This is a genomic window from Microbulbifer mixtoriginis (SeqCode) (genome assembly GCF_052466715.1).
In genome coordinates this window covers 822,822-842,637 of the sequence record NZ_CP174288.1, presented here as the reverse complement: position 1 = coordinate 842,637, position 19,816 = coordinate 822,822, and the positions used below count along the sequence as shown (strand labels likewise).

Below are 19,816 nucleotides of genomic sequence, written 5' to 3'. Positions count from 1 at the left end.
GGCTTTTTTACAGTAACGATAGCTTTTAAGTAAAGCTATTCACTGAGGGCTTAAAACTCATACTGTGCACGTACATAGTAGAGCGCACCATTAAAGCCCATTGGTGCTGTCTCGGGGTATTCAGCGCCTGCAACACCTGACCAGGGGTTCTTATCTGGGTAGTTATTAAACAGATTTTCAGCCCCTGCGATCAGCGACAGCGAATCGCTAAAGTCATAGGCACCCTCTATATCCACAGTCCACTCATCACCGGCATCAATGGGTAGGCTGTAATCATCCAGGTGCGCTTCCCAGTAGCTGCCATAGTAATTCAAACGAACTAGACCACGCCATCCTTCACCCGCATGAGAAATGGTTGCATTACCACGAATGTTGGGCAGACCATCTTCCAACTGCCCAAGACGCATATCACTGATGGTTTCTTCCCGATACTTGGTGACTTCTGTATCAGTCCAGTTTGCTGCGAAACTTAAGTCAGTGGCATCTCCGAGCGGATAGGTTGCCACCACATCAATTCCACGGGTCTTGGTGTCGAAGTCGTTGGTATAAAAGCGAATCGATGTTAGTGAATCAGCTCCGCTAATACCATCGGCCACCAGTTGCGCTTTTTCCGCTTCACTAAGTTCCTGATCGGCAGACTGGGTGATACGATCACTTACGGAAATTTGGAAATAATCGAGGGTAATATCCCAGTCACCGGCAGCAATAATGGCGCCAATAGTAAAGTTTTTCGACTCTTCAGGTTGTAGTTGTTTCCCACCTTTTAATACCGCAACAGGGTTTGTCGGTGGGATAGTACCTTTATTCTCTAGCTGACCATCTGCAAAAGCCGTAGTCACATTACTTATATTTGACTGAGCTGGTGTAGGTGCACGAAAGCCGGTACTGTATGTAGAGCGCAAGGCGATTACATCATTAATTGCCCAATGTCCGGAAACCTTATAGTTGAAAGTACTGCCGAAGTCTGAGAAATCTTCCCAGCGTAGGGCTGTGCCCAAGCGAAGATTATCAGTCGCTTCCAGTTCAAAGTCGGTATAGAGCGCAATATTATCGCGGTCGAAAGTACCAATAACTTCAGGTCCGAACCCAGAAAAACCATTAGAACCAATAAGGAATTCTTGTTCTGTCAATGGACCTTGAGTCCATGAGGCTTCATCCCCCATATTGACTTCGAACTCTTCCTCACGCCACTCAAAGCCCCCGGCCATATACAATGCCTTACCGGAAATTTCAGTAGCCTTGGTCAGGTCAATATTAAAGTTAGTCTCAGTTTGCGCATAACCACCAGGGCTAAAGCTGGTTGGGGTATTTGGGCCCATTGTGGCATTAATGGTATTGTAGATATGGAAATCTACTTTGTTCTGGCCCCTACTGGCACTGACATCGTAACCAATACCATTGGCCAATTCACCACGCAACCCGAAGACCATGGAGTAATCTTCTAGATCACCACCAAAGCGCGGAGTAAACCCGCCAGGGAACATCTCGGTAAAGGAGAAACATTCATCGAGATCATGGGCTTCAGAGACACTGACATTCTGACAATTATCAATACCATTGCTGGGATCTAAATCACCTATCAGAGGTAAAACAACCTCCTTGTCAGGGACCCCATCACCATTTGTGTCAATCTCATCCTTATAGGTAAAAACCCCATCTCGATTTTCTGGATTACGGAAATAGAATCCCCCATCGGTTGAACGGCTGGCGTAGTTACCAAAGGCATATAGCTCAACAGTATCGTTCAGCTCAATGGCACTGTTAATAAAGAACTTAGTGTCATCATCAACTTCGGGCTGACCCCAAATTTGCGCTGGATTAGCAACATGAGTATTGCCATCGGCGATCAGCTGCGTAGCATCGTCCCGCTGGGTACTGCGGCTTGTGGAGTCCTGCTCGCGATACTCCATACTGAAGTTTACAAAACCAGAATCGGTCAACGGCAGGCCAAAGTTGGCAGCAACCATACTCTGGTCGCCATCACCCTCGGCAGTGGTAGCATGCTTCACCTCAACGGTGCCACCCTCAGCAGCATCTTTAAGCTGGAAGTTAATCACCCCGGCAATGGCATCAGAGCCGTACTGAGCGGCCGCACCGTCACGGAGTACTTCTACTTGCTTCAGTGCAATCGCTGGAATAGCAGAGATATCAGGTCCTTGGGCACCATCCGATACGCCACTACCAAGGAAAGCAATCACAGAAGCACGGTGGCGGCGCTTACCGTTTACTAGAACCAGGGTGCTATCGGGCGGCAGTCCACGCAGGTTGGCCGGGCGTACAATTGATGCGGCATCAGAGATCGGCTTGGCATTGACATTGTAGGAAGGCACAACATTGCGCAGCAGGTTGTTGAGGTCACCATCACCTTGGTTAACAAATTCGTCACCAGTAACGATGTCGATAGGTGCGGAGGAATCCGTAGCCGAACGCCCCTCAACACGGGTACCGATAGTGATGACTTCCTCCAGAAGTGCATCCTCGGCAACTGCGGGGCTGGACACAGCGGCAACCGCCATTGCCAATAGCGATGGCGCGCCACAGGCCGCTAGCCAACGCTTCTTATTTTCTTTCATGTAATTACCCTGTCAATTATTGGTTTTATCTTCCAATGCTAATCGATCATTTTTCGGCAGTGTGGTACCGGGTACGAAGCAATCTATCCTGATTGGAACAGTACGTGCCGAATAGCGTACTGATATAGCCCGCCCCTCCAATGATGGACATCATCATTCTTCATCACTGCAAGAAGCGTGACACAGGTAAAAAATGCCAGCAAAAATGGAAAATTAAAATACCTAAATAACAGGTATTTACAATTTAAATCATGTCTATTGAGGTGATAATGACATTCATGTCACTGTGAGAATTCACAGCAAAACGAACTAAAGGAGATTAATAGGAAGTAATTTTCAGAGTACTAGGTAGGCAACTGTCATACAAACAAAGGATATGCGAAATAGTAACTGATTTTTACTCCAGAGTGAAATAGCCCATCCTAAAAAGGTAAAATAAGTAGGGACCAACATCCACATAAAGGTATTGGACCCCAATATATTCCTATAGGCCCCAAAAACTGACTAGGAAGCGTTCAAGGAAAATTCCACAGCTTTATTCGCATGAATTTGAGTAGTATCCAACAGTGGGATAGTCACATCCTCTTGTGAAACCAGCATACCAATCTCGGTACAGCCAAGAATCACACCATCCGCCCCTTGAGCCGACAACGAGTGGATAATACGCAGATATTGCTGCTTTGATGCAACTTCAACCTTGCCCTTACAAAGCTCCTCATAAATTATCCGATGAACAATTTCCCTATCTGGGGCTGCGGGAACTATCAGGTTTATTCCGTACTTTTCCTGAATGTATTTACGATAAAAATCCTGTTCCATGGTGAAAGCAGTACCCAGCAACCCTACCTTATTGACTTTATCTCTAAGCAAAACTTCAGCTACAGCATCGGCAATATGTAAGAGAGGAATACCTACGGAAGCCGTCACCTGATCCGCGACTTTATGCATGGTATTGGTACAAATTAGAATGCAATCTGCCCCAGCAGCTTCCAACGCTTTGGCGGCTTGTGCTAAAAGGCAGCCTGCCTCATCCCAGTTGCCGGATCGCTGTAGCTTCTCCACTTTATAAAAATCGACACTGTATAAAATAATCTCTGCTGAGTGTAATCCTCCAAGACATCGATTGAACCCCTGGTTAATTAACCTGTAATAAAGCTGTGTACTCTCCCAGCTCATACCGCCAATTAGGCCAACTTTTCTAACTTCACGCTTCACTACTTGCTCACCTAACTTTTATAAAATTAAGCAACAAATTTAAAGTAACCCAGCAGTAAAAACAACCAATAGAAAAACAATCAGATAAAAGAAATAAAAATATAAAATATGGCTACTCGGTGTACTTTGATGGATCCATGGACATACAAGAAGCAATCAAGTTTCTTTTACTGAAGTTATAACCTGAAAGAAGAGCCATCATATTCTCCCTCCCCAAAAGGCGACGAGTAATTTCTTTAAGTGATACTCCCTGGCGCCCCAACTCCTGAGCAGAACTCGACAGGCTAAGTAAGTAATCATACTTTTCTTGAAGCCTTTTCTTACCATTCTCTACCAAACCCCGATGGGGACATAAGATAAGATCAAATTCATATTGAAGTACTTTGCGCATGCTTTTCATCAAAACCGGAATACTTTCATCCTTACGCAACATTTTTAGATGACTGGCCACATAGAGGTCAGCAGTAAAAATCCAGCCCCGGTCTTCCATCAGGTAACAGGTCATATCCTTAGCATGGCCTGGTGCGGCGATAGGTATTGTTTTCTCGCCGGCTATACGCAGATCTTTTGGCAATTCGGCTGCTTCAGCCAGCCCGGCAGCCCCCCAAATTAACCTTTGAATTGGCGGTATACGAAAACCCCGTTTAAGAATTTCTATAGTGGCTTTGGGGGCACGAGGTTGAACTCCTGTCAACTTATAGATAGCGCCGGCATTGCCGCTATGATCCTCATGATGGTGAGTAAGTAGAAGCTGACGAAACGGCTTGTTTTTCACAAACCACTTGACATACTTCCATTGATTGCTAGGCCCTGTATCAATAATGGTATCTTTTAAGCGATAAACAATAAATGTGGTATTGATCCCAAAATCAAATCTGCCAACTCTCTGCGCATCAAGATCTTTGTAGTCAAATGAATCAATGACCGACACACAAGCCTCCCATGCCTGAGACCGAAAAATTGAGAAGACTAGAGATTTAAGATAGTTATACCTCAGTGAGAAGGTCTAGATATCTGATAAAGTAGGGATAAAATTGGTGACAGCATCGACCTATTGAGTCATTAATCTGCTAAAAAGACTATTCCGTGAGTTCCATACGCAATTTCAAGCCAAGCTTGGTGGTAGCACCACTGGTAGTCCAGGCAATCTTTCCGTCACTCCCCACAATAATCATCGTTGGCGTTACTTTGATTCCCCAACGGGAACTTATTCTGCCCACGGGGTCATTGATTGTAGGAAACTTCAGATTGTGCCGGAGCATATATTTCTCTACCTCATCCTTATCACCAGATTGCATGGCAATTCCCAAAACCTGATATTCCCGCGCCAGCTCAGATATTTTGGGAGATACTATACGGCAATAAGGGCACCAGGAGCCCCAAAAGTAAATAAGGACTGGTCCATGAGTTGTCATCTCTTTAAGGTTTAACAAGTTTCCATTTATGGTTTTACCTTCTAGTGGTGGAGCTGTGTCTTTGGGAAGGTCTCGTTGCTGGTAATAGCCAACCGCAGCCATTACCAATATAGCTAGTATAGAAAAGGCTACTATTTTTACCGCCGCCCGGTACCATTGAATTTGCACCGTAAACTTTTCCTATATTTTAAATTTTTCTAGCCAATTTTTGATATCCATCTCACTCTGTACAACTAAGAGTGGCTCAACTCTATCGCTCCTCATCCTCTTCGTTGTTATTACTATCTTCGAACAAATCGACAATCATAAATTCCTGCAATACCTGAGGTAGAAGCTTGGGTCTCTTTGCTCCAGCAGGATACCAAGCATAAACAGGGATTGAGTTGCGCCCTAATGCGGCCAGGGATTCAGTAATTTCTGGGTCTTCTCGAGTCCAATCGGCACGCAGTAACAAAACATTATTATCCTGAAAAAGTTTTAATGTTTCCTCTTTATCAAGCACTCGCTTTTTATTTACCTGACAGGTAACACACCAAGCAGCTGTGTAGTCGACAAACACTGAACGCTTTTCCTGTTGCGCCTGTTTAAGCAGTTCAGGATCATACTTTTGCCATGAAACTAAAGTTTGTATCATTTTCTGATCTGCTCGCTCCATAACCTTAAAAGCTAACGGCAAACTGATAAATAAGAGCCCCCAGGAAATTCCCCTAACTAAACCTGTGGAGTTATGTATCATCCAGAGGATAATCGTTGCTATCAGTACCATAGAGGTACCCATTAGCCAACCCATCTCTCCTTCCATTCGCCCCAGAATCCAAAGGAGCCAAATTACTGTAGCGTAGAGTGGAAAAGCCAGAAATTGGCGAAGTTTTTCCATCCATGGTCCCGGAGATGGAAGCCTTCTTAGGAGTGATGGGCTAACACAGAGAATTAAGAATGGAGCTGCTAAACCAATCCCCATAGAGATAAAGATAAGCATGGCCTCCAGTGGAGGTAATATTGTTGCAGAGCCCAACGCTACGCCCATAAATGGTCCAGTACAGGGTGCAGCAACAAACACTGCAAGGGCACCTGTACCAAAGGTTCCCCCTTTACTCAGGCCTGCAACCTTCACCAAGTGTTGACCAAATTCAAAGACTCCATGAAAAGACATGGCCATCACCCAAAATAATACAATCAGGCTCAACACCACTTCAGGGGACTGAAGTTGAAAGCCCCACCCTATAGATGCCCCTCCTGCTCGAAGTAGTAAAAGTAACAAGCCTAGGATCGTAAAGGTGCTAACCACGCCAGCAGCATAAATGAGCCCTTCCAAAGGGCGAGAACCACCGCTATAGCCCTCCCCTATTAAGCCAAGCAGCTTAATTGAAAGAACAGGGAAGACACAGGGCATCAGATTCAATATGACCCCGCCAATAAATGCCGTGAGGATGATCAGCCAAATGGGACGCCACTTCTCAGTAGGTAGAGGGCTACCGAAGGAGACATCATCAAAATTCCAGGCCTGTTTTCCATCACTGATGACAAAACTAGTTACCGCGGGAGTAGTCGCCTCAGGCTGGCGCTGGAAGAGATAGATGAGTGACCAACCATCTCGTCGGACCCTTGGCTTGGCGGGAGAGATGACTTTTCCATCCAGTGGAAAAACCTGTGGTACCTGACCTTTCTCACGTGCTTCAATCAACAAGCGTATGCGGTCTTTTCCTTGAGGAACCAGCGATTTTATCATCCAAGGGCTGCTTTCACTCGAGATAGGCACTCTCTCTGCAAAGTAATCCCTTATTATCAAGTCATCTCCTGTCCACTTGGGCTGCTTCCCAACAGGGCGGGTTAAGGTTATGGTGCCACGTCCTGGAATGCACTCGATCTTACACACAAGCCATTCAAGATCCGCTTTCAAAGCGACTTGCTCAGCTCCTGACTTGGGTTTGAGGTCAAAAAGATAGGCAACACTGCTCTCATAACCCAGGTTTGTAAGGTGTTCCACCTTCAAACGAGTTGGAAAAGGCCATTCAATATTTCCTATGCTTGCCCCCGAAGCCTGTATATTAAAACGGGGCGCGGCTCCGGAATCTCCCGGATTTCGCCAATACACGTGCCACTCAGGGTCCACCTCGAAGTAGATACCAATTTTTTCGGTGCGTACTTCTTCAAAGCTAGAAGGAGCTAACCAACGTATACGCACATGATCGCCGGAAGTCTCTTCCTCTGCATAAAGGAATGAACCATAAAAAAAAGCCAATCCACTAATGATGATTATCAAGACAAACTTGATTTTAAACACACTCTTTTCCTTGGGCCTTATGCCTGGGAAATTTAAAAATGCAATACTGGTTATCTATGAACACTATACTGAGAGATAACCACTTAAGATCAATAAATTGGACGCAGATTACCCCGTCAATATCCCCTTACTAACTTTTGTAATTAGACGCAGGTTCTCGTTTGAGATCTTCGTCAGCCCTTTAAGTTTTTCAATAATCTATAACCATCGCTCCTTAGGCTCCAGGCTGGTCAGAGACCTAAAACTTACTCACAGCTCATCTTGGCACAAAAAATAGCCGCCGATTAGCCTGGTATTTAGATACTCATCAGCACATAGTAGAAAAATAATTGATTGGAAATAGATATCGAGACTCTGGCAGACCGCTTACAGATCAACCACTTGTCAGTCGTTGAATATTATGACGGCGTTCCTTATGCCCTTTCCAGCGCTCATTGCTTTCCATATTGGTCTCTCGCTTATTCAGTATCAATCTTATGGAAAAGGGAGTGACGCCTAAGAAAAAGGCAACCATCTGAAATTTATCAGCAAAATCCGCCAGAATATGTTTTCTGATTTAATGTATCTGCGCTTTTACGGCGAATAGTGCCTCAAAGAGGTAGGTAATTTAATCTGACAGACTGTAGAGAAAAACAATCAGAAGCAATAATTCTAGTGAGCACTTATCTTTCAACGCAATGTTTAAGATTTCTTTTATTTCTGGACTCATAAAGAGTGGATAAAGTATTTATAAAATAAAAATGGCACTCTGGAATTGAGTCTTTGGGCGTGAAAACCTGTAAAATTCAACCTCAATTTTCTATGAAAGTTTTAATGATATCATTGATATATATAATACCCTTGCGCGAGTTCGCCCCCCAACACATACTTTCATCTTTAATCTGAAATGGGTCATTACATATACTTATAAAATACAAGCTGAACTTAACCCTTTTTATCCACACTATCAATATTTATATAATTTATCTTTTCAATATTCAGCCAATAAAGGATGCTCAACATTAACAGGAACCAAATTCTCCAAAAAGTCCTCAGTAGCCAAATCCCAGCAGAAAGTTCTCGCTCGTGCGATACAATCCTCTGATTTGAATGTAAGAGCTTTTTGAATAGCCACCCCAAGATCTTCATCCATAGCACCAACCGGTGCATCGCCAATGATATCTCTTGGTCCGGTGACCGGATAGGCCGCAATTGGCAGGCCACAAGCTAACGCCTCAAGATTCACCAAACCGAAAGTATCTGTCAAAGATGGAAATACAAAAACATCCGCTCCAGCATAACACTCGGTTAATGCCTCTCCCTCTTTTACCCCCAAATAAATTACCTCTGGAAACTCTTTCTTTAATGCATTTAATTGAGGACCATCTCCTACCACCACTTTGGTTCCAGGAGTATTAATAGACAAAAACCTATCTAGTGACTTCTCCACAGCAATACGACCAACATTTAACATAATTGGCCTGGGCAGCCCTGAAAAAATTTCAGTTTCAACCGGGTGAAATTTATCCAACTCCACTCCTCGACGCCAGCGAACAATCCTACTAATACCTAAATTTCTTGCTTCTGTCTCCATACTTGTAGTTGTCACCATCGTTTGAGCTGCAGACTGGTGAAAATCCACAAGTAGTCTATGCAACCAACTTACAGGTATTTTGTATCTTAGGGAAACATATTCAGACAGTCTTGAAAGCCATGAAGTTGTATATCTTAAACCTCGCTTTTTACAATATCTCCGCATGGAAATACCAATTGGCCCCTCTGTCATGATATGAATAGTATCTGGGGAAAAATCATCAACAATACGAGCAAGACGGGAACCAGGGAATACTGCAATTCTAATTTCATGATATCCAGGCCAGGGGAAATACCTAAAGTCATCAACAGATAAAAGCTTGACTTCATGCCCTCGAACAGACAATTCTTTTATGGTTTTCTCTAGAACCCGCGATACGCCATTAAGCTGCTTCGGATAGGTGTCCGTAGCAATCAATATTTTCATACCATAAAACCTTTATCTAAAGAGAAGAATCGTTTCAAAGCAGCGCCAACAAAAATACGAAACCACTAAATAAAGCTGAGACGATTCCGACACTTACCATTTTGACAAGCAGGGTATTTTGCTCTGATCACAGCGACTGGAATATTTCTTTGCCACCTGCTCCACTTCTGATAAAAGCTTATCACTCAGCGTGATCGGCTGTAGCCCCATCTCCAGCAACTGGTCATTAACAGCCAGTAAATCATTTTCTGGAGACTCTTTTCTTGGGTTATCCACATAGGCAATAGCCACGTCTGTTTTATCAGCAATCAACTTCGCCAGATCCCTGACTCGATGTATTTCAGTCATCTGGTTCAATATTTTGACCCGATCATCTTTTTCCGGAGGATTTTCTATCGCTAACTGTATACAACGGCAACTATCCTGAATATGGATAAAAGCACGTTTCTGCCCACCGGTACCATGAACTGTAAGGGGATAATTAATCGCAGCCTGCATTAAAAATCGATTCAATACAGTGCCATAATCTCCATCATAATCAAATCGATTGATAAGATACTCATCCTTACGGGTTTGATTTGTTTGTGTGCCCCAAACAATACCCTGATGTAAATCAGTAATACGCAGCCCATCATTTTTACTATAAAAAGCAAACAATAACTGATCCTGAGCCTTAGTCATATGATAGATAGAACCAGGATTCGGAGGATATAAAATTTCCGAACTGATAAATCTACCTTCCTCTTCCACTTGCACCTCCAGATATCCTTCTGGAATTCTCATGCCGGCAGTGCCGTAACCATAAACACCCATAGTTCCCAGGTGTACAAGATGAATATCCAGCTTACTCTCTACAATCGCGGCAAGAATATCGTTGGTCGCACTCAAATTATTATTAACCGTCAATCGTCTATGGCTTGATGACTTCATCGAATAAGGCGCTGATCGCTGTTCGGCAAAGTGTACAATTGTGTGCGGTTTCTCGGTAACCAATAGCTCTAGCAGCCTGTGATATTCTTTACCGATAGTGATTACAACATGCCGAATATTCTTGCCCGACACTTCTCGCCAAACCCTCAGTCTCTCTCCTAATGGCTGAATAGGCGTGAGCGACTCGACTTCCAGCTCTATATCGGTTTTTCTCCTTGAAAAATCATCGACAATTATAACTTCATAGCCTGCATCAGAAAGATGAAGGGCGGTTGGCCAGCCGCAGAATCCATCCCCACCAAGAACCAGTACTTTTCTCACCCTAACCTCATTTATTAGTGACAGAAAAATGACTTCTATTTGAATACACTGAATCAACTATTGATAACGAACTAGATTATCTTCACTAGCGGCATATCCAATCCAAGAGCAAAATCCTTTCGCTTATTGGTTATCTTTATCAGTAATTTCCACTCAAACTTAACTCACGGATAAAGCAAAGCATCTCTGCTAGAACTATCTCACTGTTTGCAGTGTGAAATATATGGCGTCAAAGACAAAATAAGCGCCAATCAAAGGGAAATAGCGCCAATCTTCACTTTCTTTGGCTTTTGTGGGAACAGAGTAGATCATTCAGGAATTCAGCGTTACCTTGAACAACCTTCAAATTACTAAGCAAGTCCCAACCAATCAGACAAGATTTACAATCATTTTTGATTATCTTCACCGGCGTAGATCACCACCATTTCATGTGCAATAGACATTTGCACATTCCTTCCACATTCCAATCATGATCAGGAAAACCTGAGCCCATCCACGCAAGGCAGAGCCAACAGAGCGACTAAACCTATTCCTCACTTTGAAGAAAACCTGCACTCATAAAAACACGGGGCTTTATTATTTGCTGTACCAAAAACTTATGACTGCCAGATTAAAGTACTGACCACCATTACCAAGCGGCCAACTGTCATCGAAAAACAACTTTTTAATTTATCTAAATTAATGGGAACTTCACACGCCGAGATGACAACTAAGACACGTAAGACAAATACAAAAGGTCTGTGCAGCAGCGCAGAGGGTTATGGGCAAAAATAAATATCTGGGGTCGTACTTAGGGCATTAGCTCTAGCAGAAAGTTAGTTCTCTAAAAAGCCAACTATCAGCAAATCTCCCTATTTTTTGAGCCTACTTCCGCAAACGGTTTTCCGTAAGCGGCTTGCAAGGATGCATTTAAGCTTTATTGAAATGCACTTTGTGGGAATAAAAATATCCTCACCAAGAATCTATTTAGCAATTTTTCCTGAGACTGACTGATCAGCCCCTGGATAAATTGCCGCACTTTCTACCCGTGCATTTTCATAAATATACTGCTCCATCCGCATTCTATTTCGTACCGGGAGATATAGCTGATGATTTCCAGAAGACACTTATTGCCTATTTCCCTGGCAATATCGGCCCTAACATTTATTGCACCTCCAGTCCTCGCGGACTTTGGTTCTAAACATGACAAGCATCGGGTACCTAAGAACGCAAGAAAAGGTCCGCGGCCACCCAAGCAACAACCCTTCGATTTCAGTTCAATCTTTAACACCGTCCAGATTCTGGAAGCTGGCGCTGTGGAAATACACCTCGGTGGCCATATTGATCAGGCCACACTGGAAGCAATGGAGCCAATTGAGGCCTATGTTCATGCTTTCGAAGAAGGTGATGAGCTATTTGAAATGAACTACAACGCGCTCGATGGGGTAGGTGTCAATGTCGGCAACGGTAAGCGCTTCACCAGTTTTCCGCGCCCTGATCTCAAAGGCCCAAGGGCCTGGGCCAATATTTTGCCCCATCGAGCTACAGGCCCCAACGGTGATTCCTGTATCAGTTGTCACAATGTTCCCGTTGCCGATGGCGGCGGTGGTGTGAACGATAACGTGATCCGTATGGACCCAGAGCGTAAACAAAAAGGCTTTATTGAGCGTAACTCGCCGCACCTGTTCGGCATGGGCGCGGTACAGTTGGTGGCCGAGGAAATGACCACCGAATTACACAACCTCAGGGATCAGGCTGTCGACGACAGTTGTGTCTCCGGTGACAGTGCCACTGTGGAAATGGTAGCCAAAGGGGTGGATTTTGGTGAAATATCCGTTTCCTGTGAAAACGTCAACTACGACAATCTCGCTGGTATTGATACCGATCTCGTTGTGCGCCCCTTTGAGTGGAAGGGACTAACCGGCTTCGTACGTGCTTTTGTGCGAGGTGCTGCGCACCAGGAACTCGGTATGCAGGCCACCGAACTGGTCGGTGATACCGATAGCGACTTCGACTCTGTCAGCAACGAACTGAGCGTGGGGGATATCACCGCACTGGCAATCTACAACGCTGCACAACCACGGCCAGTCACCAAGCTCGAATTGAACAGCGTGATTGATACCCTGAATGAAGAGGAAAGGGAAACCTACGGACTACCTCTCAGTGAGGCAGATATTGCTAGCATTCAAAATGGCGAGGAAATTTTCTCCTCTATCAGCTGCGCCTCCTGCCACTCTCCCGAGATGGAAGTCAGCTCACCAATATTTTATGAACCGTCGAAACACGCCAGCTATCGCGATGAGACCTACCCAGCGGGCAACATTGCCGGGTTACCCACTACCTCCCTGCAATTTAACCTGCTGACAGATATTCTCGACAACCCTCAGGAGCTACCTTCCGGCCAGACCCTGGGACAGTTCGAGGAGTCCGAGAATGGCGGAGCAATTGTACGCCTCTATGGCGACCTGAAACGCCACGATATGGGCCGAGCCCTGGCTGAGGAGTTCGATGAGGGCAACGTGGGTGCCTCGGTATTCCTTACCGAAAACTTGTGGGGAGTTGGCTCCACACCACCCTATCTACACGATGGCCGCGCCACCACCATGACGGAAGCTATTCTGTTTCACGGAGGGGATGCACAACCCAGTAAAGAGCAGTTTGAAGCCCTTAGCGATGGTGACAAAGCCGACCTGCTGAATTTCCTGGATAACCTGGTACTTTACCTGGCTCCAGAGTAAGCCTCTAAAAACCCACAATCCAACCGGGGCGGCCTATCGGCTCGCCCCTTTCACATCTCAGTACAAATTATGGCGTTGATGCCACTCTGCCAGTGACTCATCTGGGTACTCATCGAAATGCTTGTCCGCGGCTCGAATATCCGGCTCTACCCAGGTTTTGGCAAAGGCCAGCATCATATGGGTAAGTTCCGGTGGTACGGGAAGTTCACTATCTATCGCAGAGGCAAATGGGTGGACCAGATCGGGCCAGCGGGGGTCCCACAACCAAAGCGCACTGCCACAGCGGGAACAAAAATGGCGCTGCGCCGGGCTGGCACTATTGCTGCCAGACTTATCTCGCAATATTGCCTGATACACTGAGATAAACTCCCTCCCTTTTACCGTCAGCGACTGGTAATCCCCTCCCAGGTTAACGGCATAGCCCCCTCCCCCAGCCGTCTTGCGGCAAATCGAACAGTAACAGCGGTTAAATGGGTATGGTTGTGCACATTTAAGATTGAATCGCACCGACTGGCAGTGACAGGAACCTTTTAGTTTCAATATAAAATCTCCCCACTTGTCTTGCTTACACCTCCAATGTCTGTATCTAGGCTAGACTGGTTAGCGGTCCCACAATCAAGGGTTATGCCGCCATGGCAATCGATAAGCCCGTCAGACACGATAAGTGGCAGGCCCAGGAATATGTAAAGGCCTCCTCCATGCAGTGGCGGCACGCCATGGAAGCTATCCAGCGCTGCAACTATCAAGGCGCCAGTACTATCCTCGATGTGGGCTGTGGCGATGGCAGAATCACCCGCTATCTAGCCGAACACCTCAAGAGTGGCAAGATCGTCGGTGTGGACCTCACTGAGGATATGATTCGCCACGCCCGCAAAGCCCACTCCGGCGTACCCAATCTCTCCTTCGAGCAAATGAGCGCCGATGAAATTCAGTTTGATAAGCAGTTCGACATTATTTTTTCTTTCAGCTGCTTGCACTGGGTGGCAGACCAGAAGAAGGTCTGGAATGGCTTTTACAAACACCTACGAGAGGATGGCAAGATTGTGGCCGGCTTTCAGGTTGACCATGAGAATTTCTGGGATACGGTGTACGAATTCCAAAACAACAATCAGTGGCAGCCATATTTTGAGAACTTTCTCGATCCTTACAACCATTATTCCTTGAATGCGATGCGCAATTATATCGAGGAAGCTGGGTTTTACCTGCCCAGGATCGATGAAATCCATCATGTGGAAAATTTCGGCACCCAAGACACGCTCACAGCGTTTTTCTTATCTTGGGTGCCTCAATTTCGACATCTGCAGAACTCGCAAAGACAAGAATTTGCCCAGCAAGTGATGGACGCCTACTACAAAAAAACACATCCAGTAATGCATAAACATGCTGGAGTGCGCATCAAGCGATTTATTATTGAAGCCGTCAAATGAATCGGCATCCATGTATTAATTTTAAAACTAGTGAACTCAAATCACCCTTAGCTGCTAACTTTTTAGGGCTTAACCATTATCTGCAAACTTTTGAAAAAGTATCAACAAAATAAAATCACGAACGGGCCATTATATCTAGATCCACCTTCAAGCATGAGGCAATTAAGTTTCTCTTACAAAAGTTGTGGCCAGTTAAAATACTTACCAAGCCCTCTTTTCCCAGCAAACGCTCGCTGATTTGCTCTAATGGCAGCCCTTGCTGATCAAGCTGCTGTGCCTCTGCAGATAAATTCAACAGAAACTCATACTTCTGCTTTAACTGCTGCCAGCCATTTTCTACAACTCCTCGATGGGGACAGAGAATGACTTCGAAGGAGTGCTCCAATACACTTTTGATGCTGTTTAACAGGATCGGAATATCCTCATCGATGCGAAGAAACTTTAAGTAGTTGGCAATATATAAATCCGCACTGAACAACCAGCCACGCTCAGGCAACAGGTAACAGGTCATATCTTTGGCATGACCAGGGCTAAATAGGGGCCGAACTTCTTCAGTACCAATGCGGATATCTTCTGGCAGTGGCGCTACTTCGGCTTTTCCAGCAGTTCCCCAGAATAGTTTTTGCATGGGGGGAATACGAAAGCCCCTTTTTAATATCCCTATAGTTAAGTCCGGAGCAAAAGCCTGCACGCCGGTGAGCTTTTGGATAGCACCGGCGTTGCCGCTGTGATCCTCGTGGTGGTGAGTTAGCAATAGTTGTTTTAGCGGTGTATTTTCAATAAACGGCTTAACATATTTCCACTGGTTACTAGGGCCAGTATCTATTACTGTGCCATTAAGCCTATAAACGACAAATGTGGTGTTGACCCCCATATTCAGGCGGCCAACTCGGATTGCCTCCAGGCCCTGATATTTAAACGTTTCTCTTACCGACATGGGGAACTCTCTTACAGATTTTGGAGTATTTTCAGGCAAGTGGCACAAGCGGAGAAATTGCAATTTCCTCGAATGTAGGTGACATATCACTACTAATCTCTAGAAGGGGACAAGCAAGAAGGCCCAAGTGAGGCATAAATCCCCTAACCCAGTAGCAAACTGTTCTCACAATGCTTCCAGCGACACCACCTCAATCCCTCTTTCCGTGTAGCGCCAACACAAATTGAACCCACACAGCGCCATGCCATAAATTCGCTGTGGATCGTTTTTTTGGTAAGCCGGCCGGGGATCTTGTGCCAGAACCTGCTCAATTAACTTCGGCAGATCGGTGCCCCAGTCATCTTTATAGGCCTTGGCTTGGTGAAGAATCGCTTCCGGGATATTTACAGTGATCAATGCGGGGGCGGCATCGGCAAAAGCGCTTTCAGCATGTTGTAGGGCATCGGCATAGGGCACATAGGGTTTGATATCCAACACTGGTGTGCCGTCTACCAGGTCGGCTCCACCGACAATCAATTCCACTTTGGGGGAGGTGCGCACTTCCAGTAAACGCACCACGGAAAGACCAATATTATTGGGCCTAAAGGGGGAACGAGTGGCGAGTACACCGAGCTTTTTATTACCACCCAGACGCGGAGGACGGACCTTGGCGGACCATTGCCCGGCAGCCTGGTGAAACTGGAAAACAACCCAGATATGACTGTTTTCCTCCAGCCCCGCTACCGCATCTGCCACATTCAGTGGCGCTAGTAGTTCGATACTGGCCCGGCTGGCATCGGCGAGCAGTGGCTGACGGGGAACACCAAATTTTTCACCAAAACAGGAGTGCACACGGGCAATGGGCTCAACAACCATGGAAAATCCAGACAACCAATAATGAGCCCGATATTTTAAACCAATTGCGGGAATTATTTATCGACACCAGCAATACACAAATATTTTATTTCCATGTAGTCCTCAATACCGTATTTAGAACCTTCCCGTCCCTGACCAGATTCCTTTACACCTCCAAAGGGCGCCATTTCATTGGAGATAATCCCTTCATTCACACCCACCATGCCGTACTCCAGCGCTTCAGACACTCGGCAAACCCGTCCAATATCACGGGAATAGAAATAAGAGGCGAGGCCAAACTCGGTATCATTAGCCATGCGAATCACCTCTTCTTCCGTGGAGAATTTAAACAGTGGTGCCACTGGACCAAAGATTTCCTCTTTAAACAGATTCATTTGCTCAGTGGCATTTCCCAGTATTATGGGTGCATAGAACTGATCTCCCATAGCATCGGGTCCGCCAGCAACCAGAGTTTTCGCACCTTTTTGTAGGGCATCTTCTACCAACCCCTCCACCTTTTCGACCGCTTTGACGGTAATCATAGGGCCAATATCGGTTCCCTCTGCAAAGCCATTCCCCATTGTTAGCGCGTTAACTGCCTGGGCAAATTTCTCCGCGAAAGCCTCGTAAACCCCTTCCTGTACGAAAATACGATTGGCGCAGACACAAGTTTGCCCGGCGTTGCGGTACTTACAGACAATGGCACCTTTCACTGCCTCATCCAGATCCGCATCATCAAAAACAATAAATGGCGCGTTGCCGCCCAGCTCCATGGAGGTTTTCTTCATGGTTTCAGCACACTGCGCCTGCAGTTTCTTGCCCACAGCAGTGGAACCGGTAAAGGTAAACTTGCGCACTAGAGGATTCTTCGTCATCTCGGTGCCGATGGCCGGCGCATTTTGACCAACCACAATATTGAAGATACCCGGGGGAATACCCGCTTCCTCCGCCAGTACCGCCAGCGCCAGGGCGGATAATGGCGTCTCATGGGCCGGCTTGGCGATAAATGGACAACCGGCCGCCAGGGCCGGCGCCATCTTGCGGGCGATCATGGCATTGGGGAAATTCCATGGCGTGACTGAACAAGTGACCCCAACAGGTTGCTTGATCACCACGATGCGGCGGTCGTTGGCGGGGGGCGCTATGACATCGCCATAAATGCGCTTAGCCTCCTCAGCAAACCACTCGATATAGTTGGCACCGTAGACTATCTCTGTGCGTGACTCAGAGAGGGGCTTCCCCTGTTCGGCGGTAAGAATTCTGGCTAAGTCCTCAGTGTTATCGATCACCAAGTTGTACCAATGCCGCAGTAACTTGGCCCGCTCCTTAACCGGAGTAGCGGCCCAGTCTGGCCAGGCAACACTGGCCGCCTCAATAGCGCGACGGGTCTCATCGGCACCGAGGTCAGCTATGCTGGCCACTACCTTGCCGGTGGCCGGATCTTTAACGTCGAATGTAGCGCCAGAATCGGCATCGACCCACTGGCCGTTAATATAGGACTGGGTGCGCAATAGCGCGGGTTTTTTCAGCTCCAGCATCGCCATCTCCTTAGGTGTCGTCCCTGATCCCGGTCGGACCCGCGATCTACCGCTAAGGATATTAACCCGTAAAATGCCCCCCGCAGTGCAAGACAAGGGGGGGATTGGCGACACTCTGGCTTGTAGGCGTGTGGAACTTTATTTTTTCTTTTTCACAAACTTCATCAGGCGGCGCTTCTTGGCCTTCTGGCGATCACTCAGTTTGTTTTTCTTACCGGCGTAGGGGTTGTCACCGGTACGGAATTCGATTTTCACCGGTGTCCCGTGTAGCTCCAAGGCCTTGCGGAACGTCTTTTCCAGATAACGTACATAGTGCGCAGGCACCTGTTCGGTCTGATTGCCGTGAATAACGATCACCGGCGGGTTCTGGCCGCCCGCATGGGCGTAACGCAGTTTGATACGATGGCCGTGCACAAGCGGTGGTTGGTGCTCACTTACTGCCCATTGCAGAATACGCGTGAGGTGGTTGGTGGAGAGTTTATCTGTCGCACTCTGATAGGCGGCCTCGATAGACTCGTACAAATGGCCAACGCCAGTACCGTGCAGGGCGGAAATAAAGTGCACGTCGGCAAACTCGACAAAACGCAGGCGGCGCTCCAGCTCCGTTTTCACGTAGTCGCGGTGATCTGCCTCCAGGCCATCCCACTTGTTCAGAGCCACCACCAAGGCTCGCCCGGCCTGAATCACACTGCCCATCAGGTGCATATCCTGGTCCACCAGGCCCTCGCGAGCATCAATCACCAGCACCACCACATTGGCGTCTTCCACCGCCTGCAGGGTTTTGACGATAGAGAACTTCTCCACCGATTCCTTAATGTTCTTGCGTCGGCGAATACCGGCAGTGTCGATCAAGGTATAGGGCTTCTCATCGCGCTCGTAATTGATATAGACACTGTCGCGCGTGGTGCCAGGCTGGTCGTATACCACTACGCGGTCCTCGCCGAGCAGGCGGTTGACCAGGGTAGATTTACCCACGTTGGGGCGCCCAACAATGGCAATCTTGATTCCAGTGGCCTCTTCCGGCTCCTCTTCAGCCGCCACCTCAGGAAGATCCTCAACCACGCGCTGCATCAGGCTGCGCACACCACGACCGTGGGTGGCAGTGGTGGGAAAGAGTTCACCGATACCCAGCTCATAGAAGGGCGCCAGGGCGATATCCGGGTTGACACCATCGACCTTGTTGGCAACCAGGAAGGTCGGCTTGGAGCGAGTGCGCAGCCGGTCTGCGATCATTTCATCCGCCGGGGTCAGGCCATCGCGACTATCCACCAGGAACAGCACGATATCCGCTTCTTCGATAGCCTGCATAGACTGCTGCGCCATGGCCGCATCAATGCCCTCTTCTCCGCCGGTGATACCGCCGGTATCTACGAGAAGTACTTTGCGTCCATCGATTTCGGCCTCGCCATATTTGCGGTCGCGAGTAAGACCGGCGTAATTAGCCACCAAGGCGTCACGGCTCTTGGTTAGACGATTAAACAGTGTGGATTTGCCCACGTTGGGGCGCCCGACCAGGGCGATAACTGGCAGCATAGAATTCTGGCTTTAGCCTAATAAATAAATACAAACGCCCGCACAAGGCGGGCGATTTCAATTCACCTGCGAAGCAGGCTCCTTTTGCGGGCT

General features: G+C 46.9%; 14 protein-coding genes. 2 read left to right on the top strand and 12 right to left on the bottom strand.

Annotated elements, in window-relative coordinates; genetic code table 11:
* Window positions 1–50 precede the first annotated feature (50 nt).
* From ACJJH9_RS03695 to ACJJH9_RS03665, 7 genes are all read right to left on the bottom strand, one after another.
* Window positions 51–2,573, bottom strand: a complete 2,523-nt coding sequence (locus tag ACJJH9_RS03695) for a TonB-dependent receptor plug domain-containing protein (RefSeq protein ID WP_444924354.1) — start codon at window positions 2,571–2,573, stop codon at window positions 51–53.
* Window positions 2,574–3,077: 504 nt separating this feature from the next.
* A complete protein-coding gene (locus tag ACJJH9_RS03690; RefSeq protein ID WP_444924353.1) occupies window positions 3,078–3,788 on the bottom strand; it encodes an aspartate/glutamate racemase family protein in 711 nt (236 codons plus the stop codon).
* 112 nt (window positions 3,789–3,900) lie between these two features.
* The gene (locus tag ACJJH9_RS03685; RefSeq protein ID WP_444924352.1) at window positions 3,901–4,719 is read right to left on the bottom strand and encodes an MBL fold metallo-hydrolase; all 819 of its coding nucleotides are present in this window, start codon (window positions 4,717–4,719) and stop codon (window positions 3,901–3,903) included.
* Between the two features lie 148 nt (window positions 4,720–4,867).
* Window positions 4,868–5,371 carry a protein disulfide oxidoreductase gene (locus ACJJH9_RS03680; protein WP_444924351.1) on the bottom strand — a complete coding sequence of 168 codons (504 nt, stop codon included), beginning with the start codon at window positions 5,369–5,371 and terminating at the stop codon, window positions 4,868–4,870.
* 82 nt (window positions 5,372–5,453) lie between these two features.
* Window positions 5,454–7,487 carry a protein-disulfide reductase DsbD family protein gene (locus ACJJH9_RS03675; protein WP_444924350.1) on the bottom strand — a complete coding sequence of 678 codons (2,034 nt, stop codon included), beginning with the start codon at window positions 7,485–7,487 and terminating at the stop codon, window positions 5,454–5,456.
* Between the two features lie 970 nt (window positions 7,488–8,457).
* Window positions 8,458–9,486, bottom strand: a complete 1,029-nt coding sequence (locus ACJJH9_RS03670; protein ID WP_444908891.1) for a glycosyltransferase family 4 protein — start codon at window positions 9,484–9,486, stop codon at window positions 8,458–8,460.
* A 93-nt stretch (window positions 9,487–9,579) separates the two neighbouring features.
* Window positions 9,580–10,737: an NAD-dependent epimerase/dehydratase family protein gene (locus ACJJH9_RS03665; protein WP_444924349.1), complete on the bottom strand. Its 1,158-nt coding sequence runs from the start codon at window positions 10,735–10,737 to the stop codon at window positions 9,580–9,582.
* Window positions 10,738–11,825: 1,088 nt separating this feature from the next.
* Here ACJJH9_RS03665 and ACJJH9_RS03660 point away from each other — a divergent pair.
* Window positions 11,826–13,454: a di-heme oxidoredictase family protein gene (locus ACJJH9_RS03660; protein WP_444924348.1), complete on the top strand. Its 1,629-nt coding sequence runs from the start codon at window positions 11,826–11,828 to the stop codon at window positions 13,452–13,454.
* A 57-nt stretch (window positions 13,455–13,511) separates the two neighbouring features.
* On the opposite strand, the gene ACJJH9_RS03655 is transcribed toward ACJJH9_RS03660, so the two are convergent.
* A complete protein-coding gene (locus ACJJH9_RS03655) occupies window positions 13,512–13,994 on the bottom strand; it encodes a GFA family protein (RefSeq protein ID WP_444924347.1) in 483 nt (160 codons plus the stop codon).
* A 92-nt stretch (window positions 13,995–14,086) separates the two neighbouring features.
* Here ACJJH9_RS03655 and ACJJH9_RS03650 point away from each other — a divergent pair, with 92 nt between their 5' ends.
* Entirely contained in the window at window positions 14,087–14,881 is a 795-nt protein-coding gene (locus tag ACJJH9_RS03650; RefSeq protein ID WP_444924346.1) for a class I SAM-dependent methyltransferase, read from the top strand.
* Between the two features lie 115 nt (window positions 14,882–14,996).
* On the opposite strand, the gene ACJJH9_RS03645 is transcribed toward ACJJH9_RS03650, so the two are convergent.
* The 4 genes from ACJJH9_RS03645 to der all read right to left on the bottom strand — a co-directional run bounded on the left by ACJJH9_RS03645 (window position 14,997) and on the right by der (window position 19,723).
* Window positions 14,997–15,818, bottom strand: coding sequence for an MBL fold metallo-hydrolase (locus ACJJH9_RS03645; protein ID WP_444924345.1), 822 nt, complete (start codon window positions 15,816–15,818; stop codon window positions 14,997–14,999).
* Window positions 15,819–15,983: 165 nt separating this feature from the next.
* A complete protein-coding gene (tsaA, locus tag ACJJH9_RS03640) occupies window positions 15,984–16,673 on the bottom strand; it encodes a tRNA (N6-threonylcarbamoyladenosine(37)-N6)-methyltransferase TrmO (protein ID WP_444924344.1) in 690 nt (229 codons plus the stop codon).
* A gap of 53 nt (window positions 16,674–16,726) precedes the next feature.
* The gene (locus tag ACJJH9_RS03635) at window positions 16,727–18,190 is read right to left on the bottom strand and encodes an NAD-dependent succinate-semialdehyde dehydrogenase (RefSeq protein ID WP_444885865.1); all 1,464 of its coding nucleotides are present in this window, start codon (window positions 18,188–18,190) and stop codon (window positions 16,727–16,729) included.
* A 138-nt stretch (window positions 18,191–18,328) separates the two neighbouring features.
* Window positions 18,329–19,723 (bottom strand): ribosome biogenesis GTPase Der, encoded by a 1,395-nt coding sequence (gene der, locus ACJJH9_RS03630; protein WP_252084821.1) that lies wholly within the window; start codon window positions 19,721–19,723, stop codon window positions 18,329–18,331.
* Between the last annotated feature and the right edge of the window lie 93 nt (window positions 19,724–19,816).

Bases quoted from the DNA above. Each gene is read 5' to 3' on its own strand.
- ACJJH9_RS03695 (WP_444924354.1), bottom strand. From the start codon at position 2,573: ATGAAAGAAAATAAGAAGCGTTGGCTAGCGGCCTGTGGCGCGCCATCG.
- ACJJH9_RS03650 (WP_444924346.1), top strand. From the start codon at position 14,087: ATGGCAATCGATAAGCCCGTCAGACACGATAAGTGGCAGGCCCAGGAA.
- ACJJH9_RS03635 (WP_444885865.1), bottom strand. From the start codon at position 18,190: ATGCTGGAGCTGAAAAAACCCGCGCTATTGCGCACCCAGTCCTATATT.
- ACJJH9_RS03670 (WP_444908891.1), bottom strand. From the start codon at position 9,486: ATGAAAATATTGATTGCTACGGACACCTATCCGAAGCAGCTTAATGGC.
- der (WP_252084821.1), bottom strand. From the start codon at position 19,723: ATGCTGCCAGTTATCGCCCTGGTCGGGCGCCCCAACGTGGGCAAATCC.
- tsaA (WP_444924344.1), bottom strand. From the start codon at position 16,673: ATGGTTGTTGAGCCCATTGCCCGTGTGCACTCCTGTTTTGGTGAAAAA.
- ACJJH9_RS03645 (WP_444924345.1), bottom strand. From the start codon at position 15,818: ATGTCGGTAAGAGAAACGTTTAAATATCAGGGCCTGGAGGCAATCCGA.
- ACJJH9_RS03660 (WP_444924348.1), top strand. From the start codon at position 11,826: ATGATTTCCAGAAGACACTTATTGCCTATTTCCCTGGCAATATCGGCC.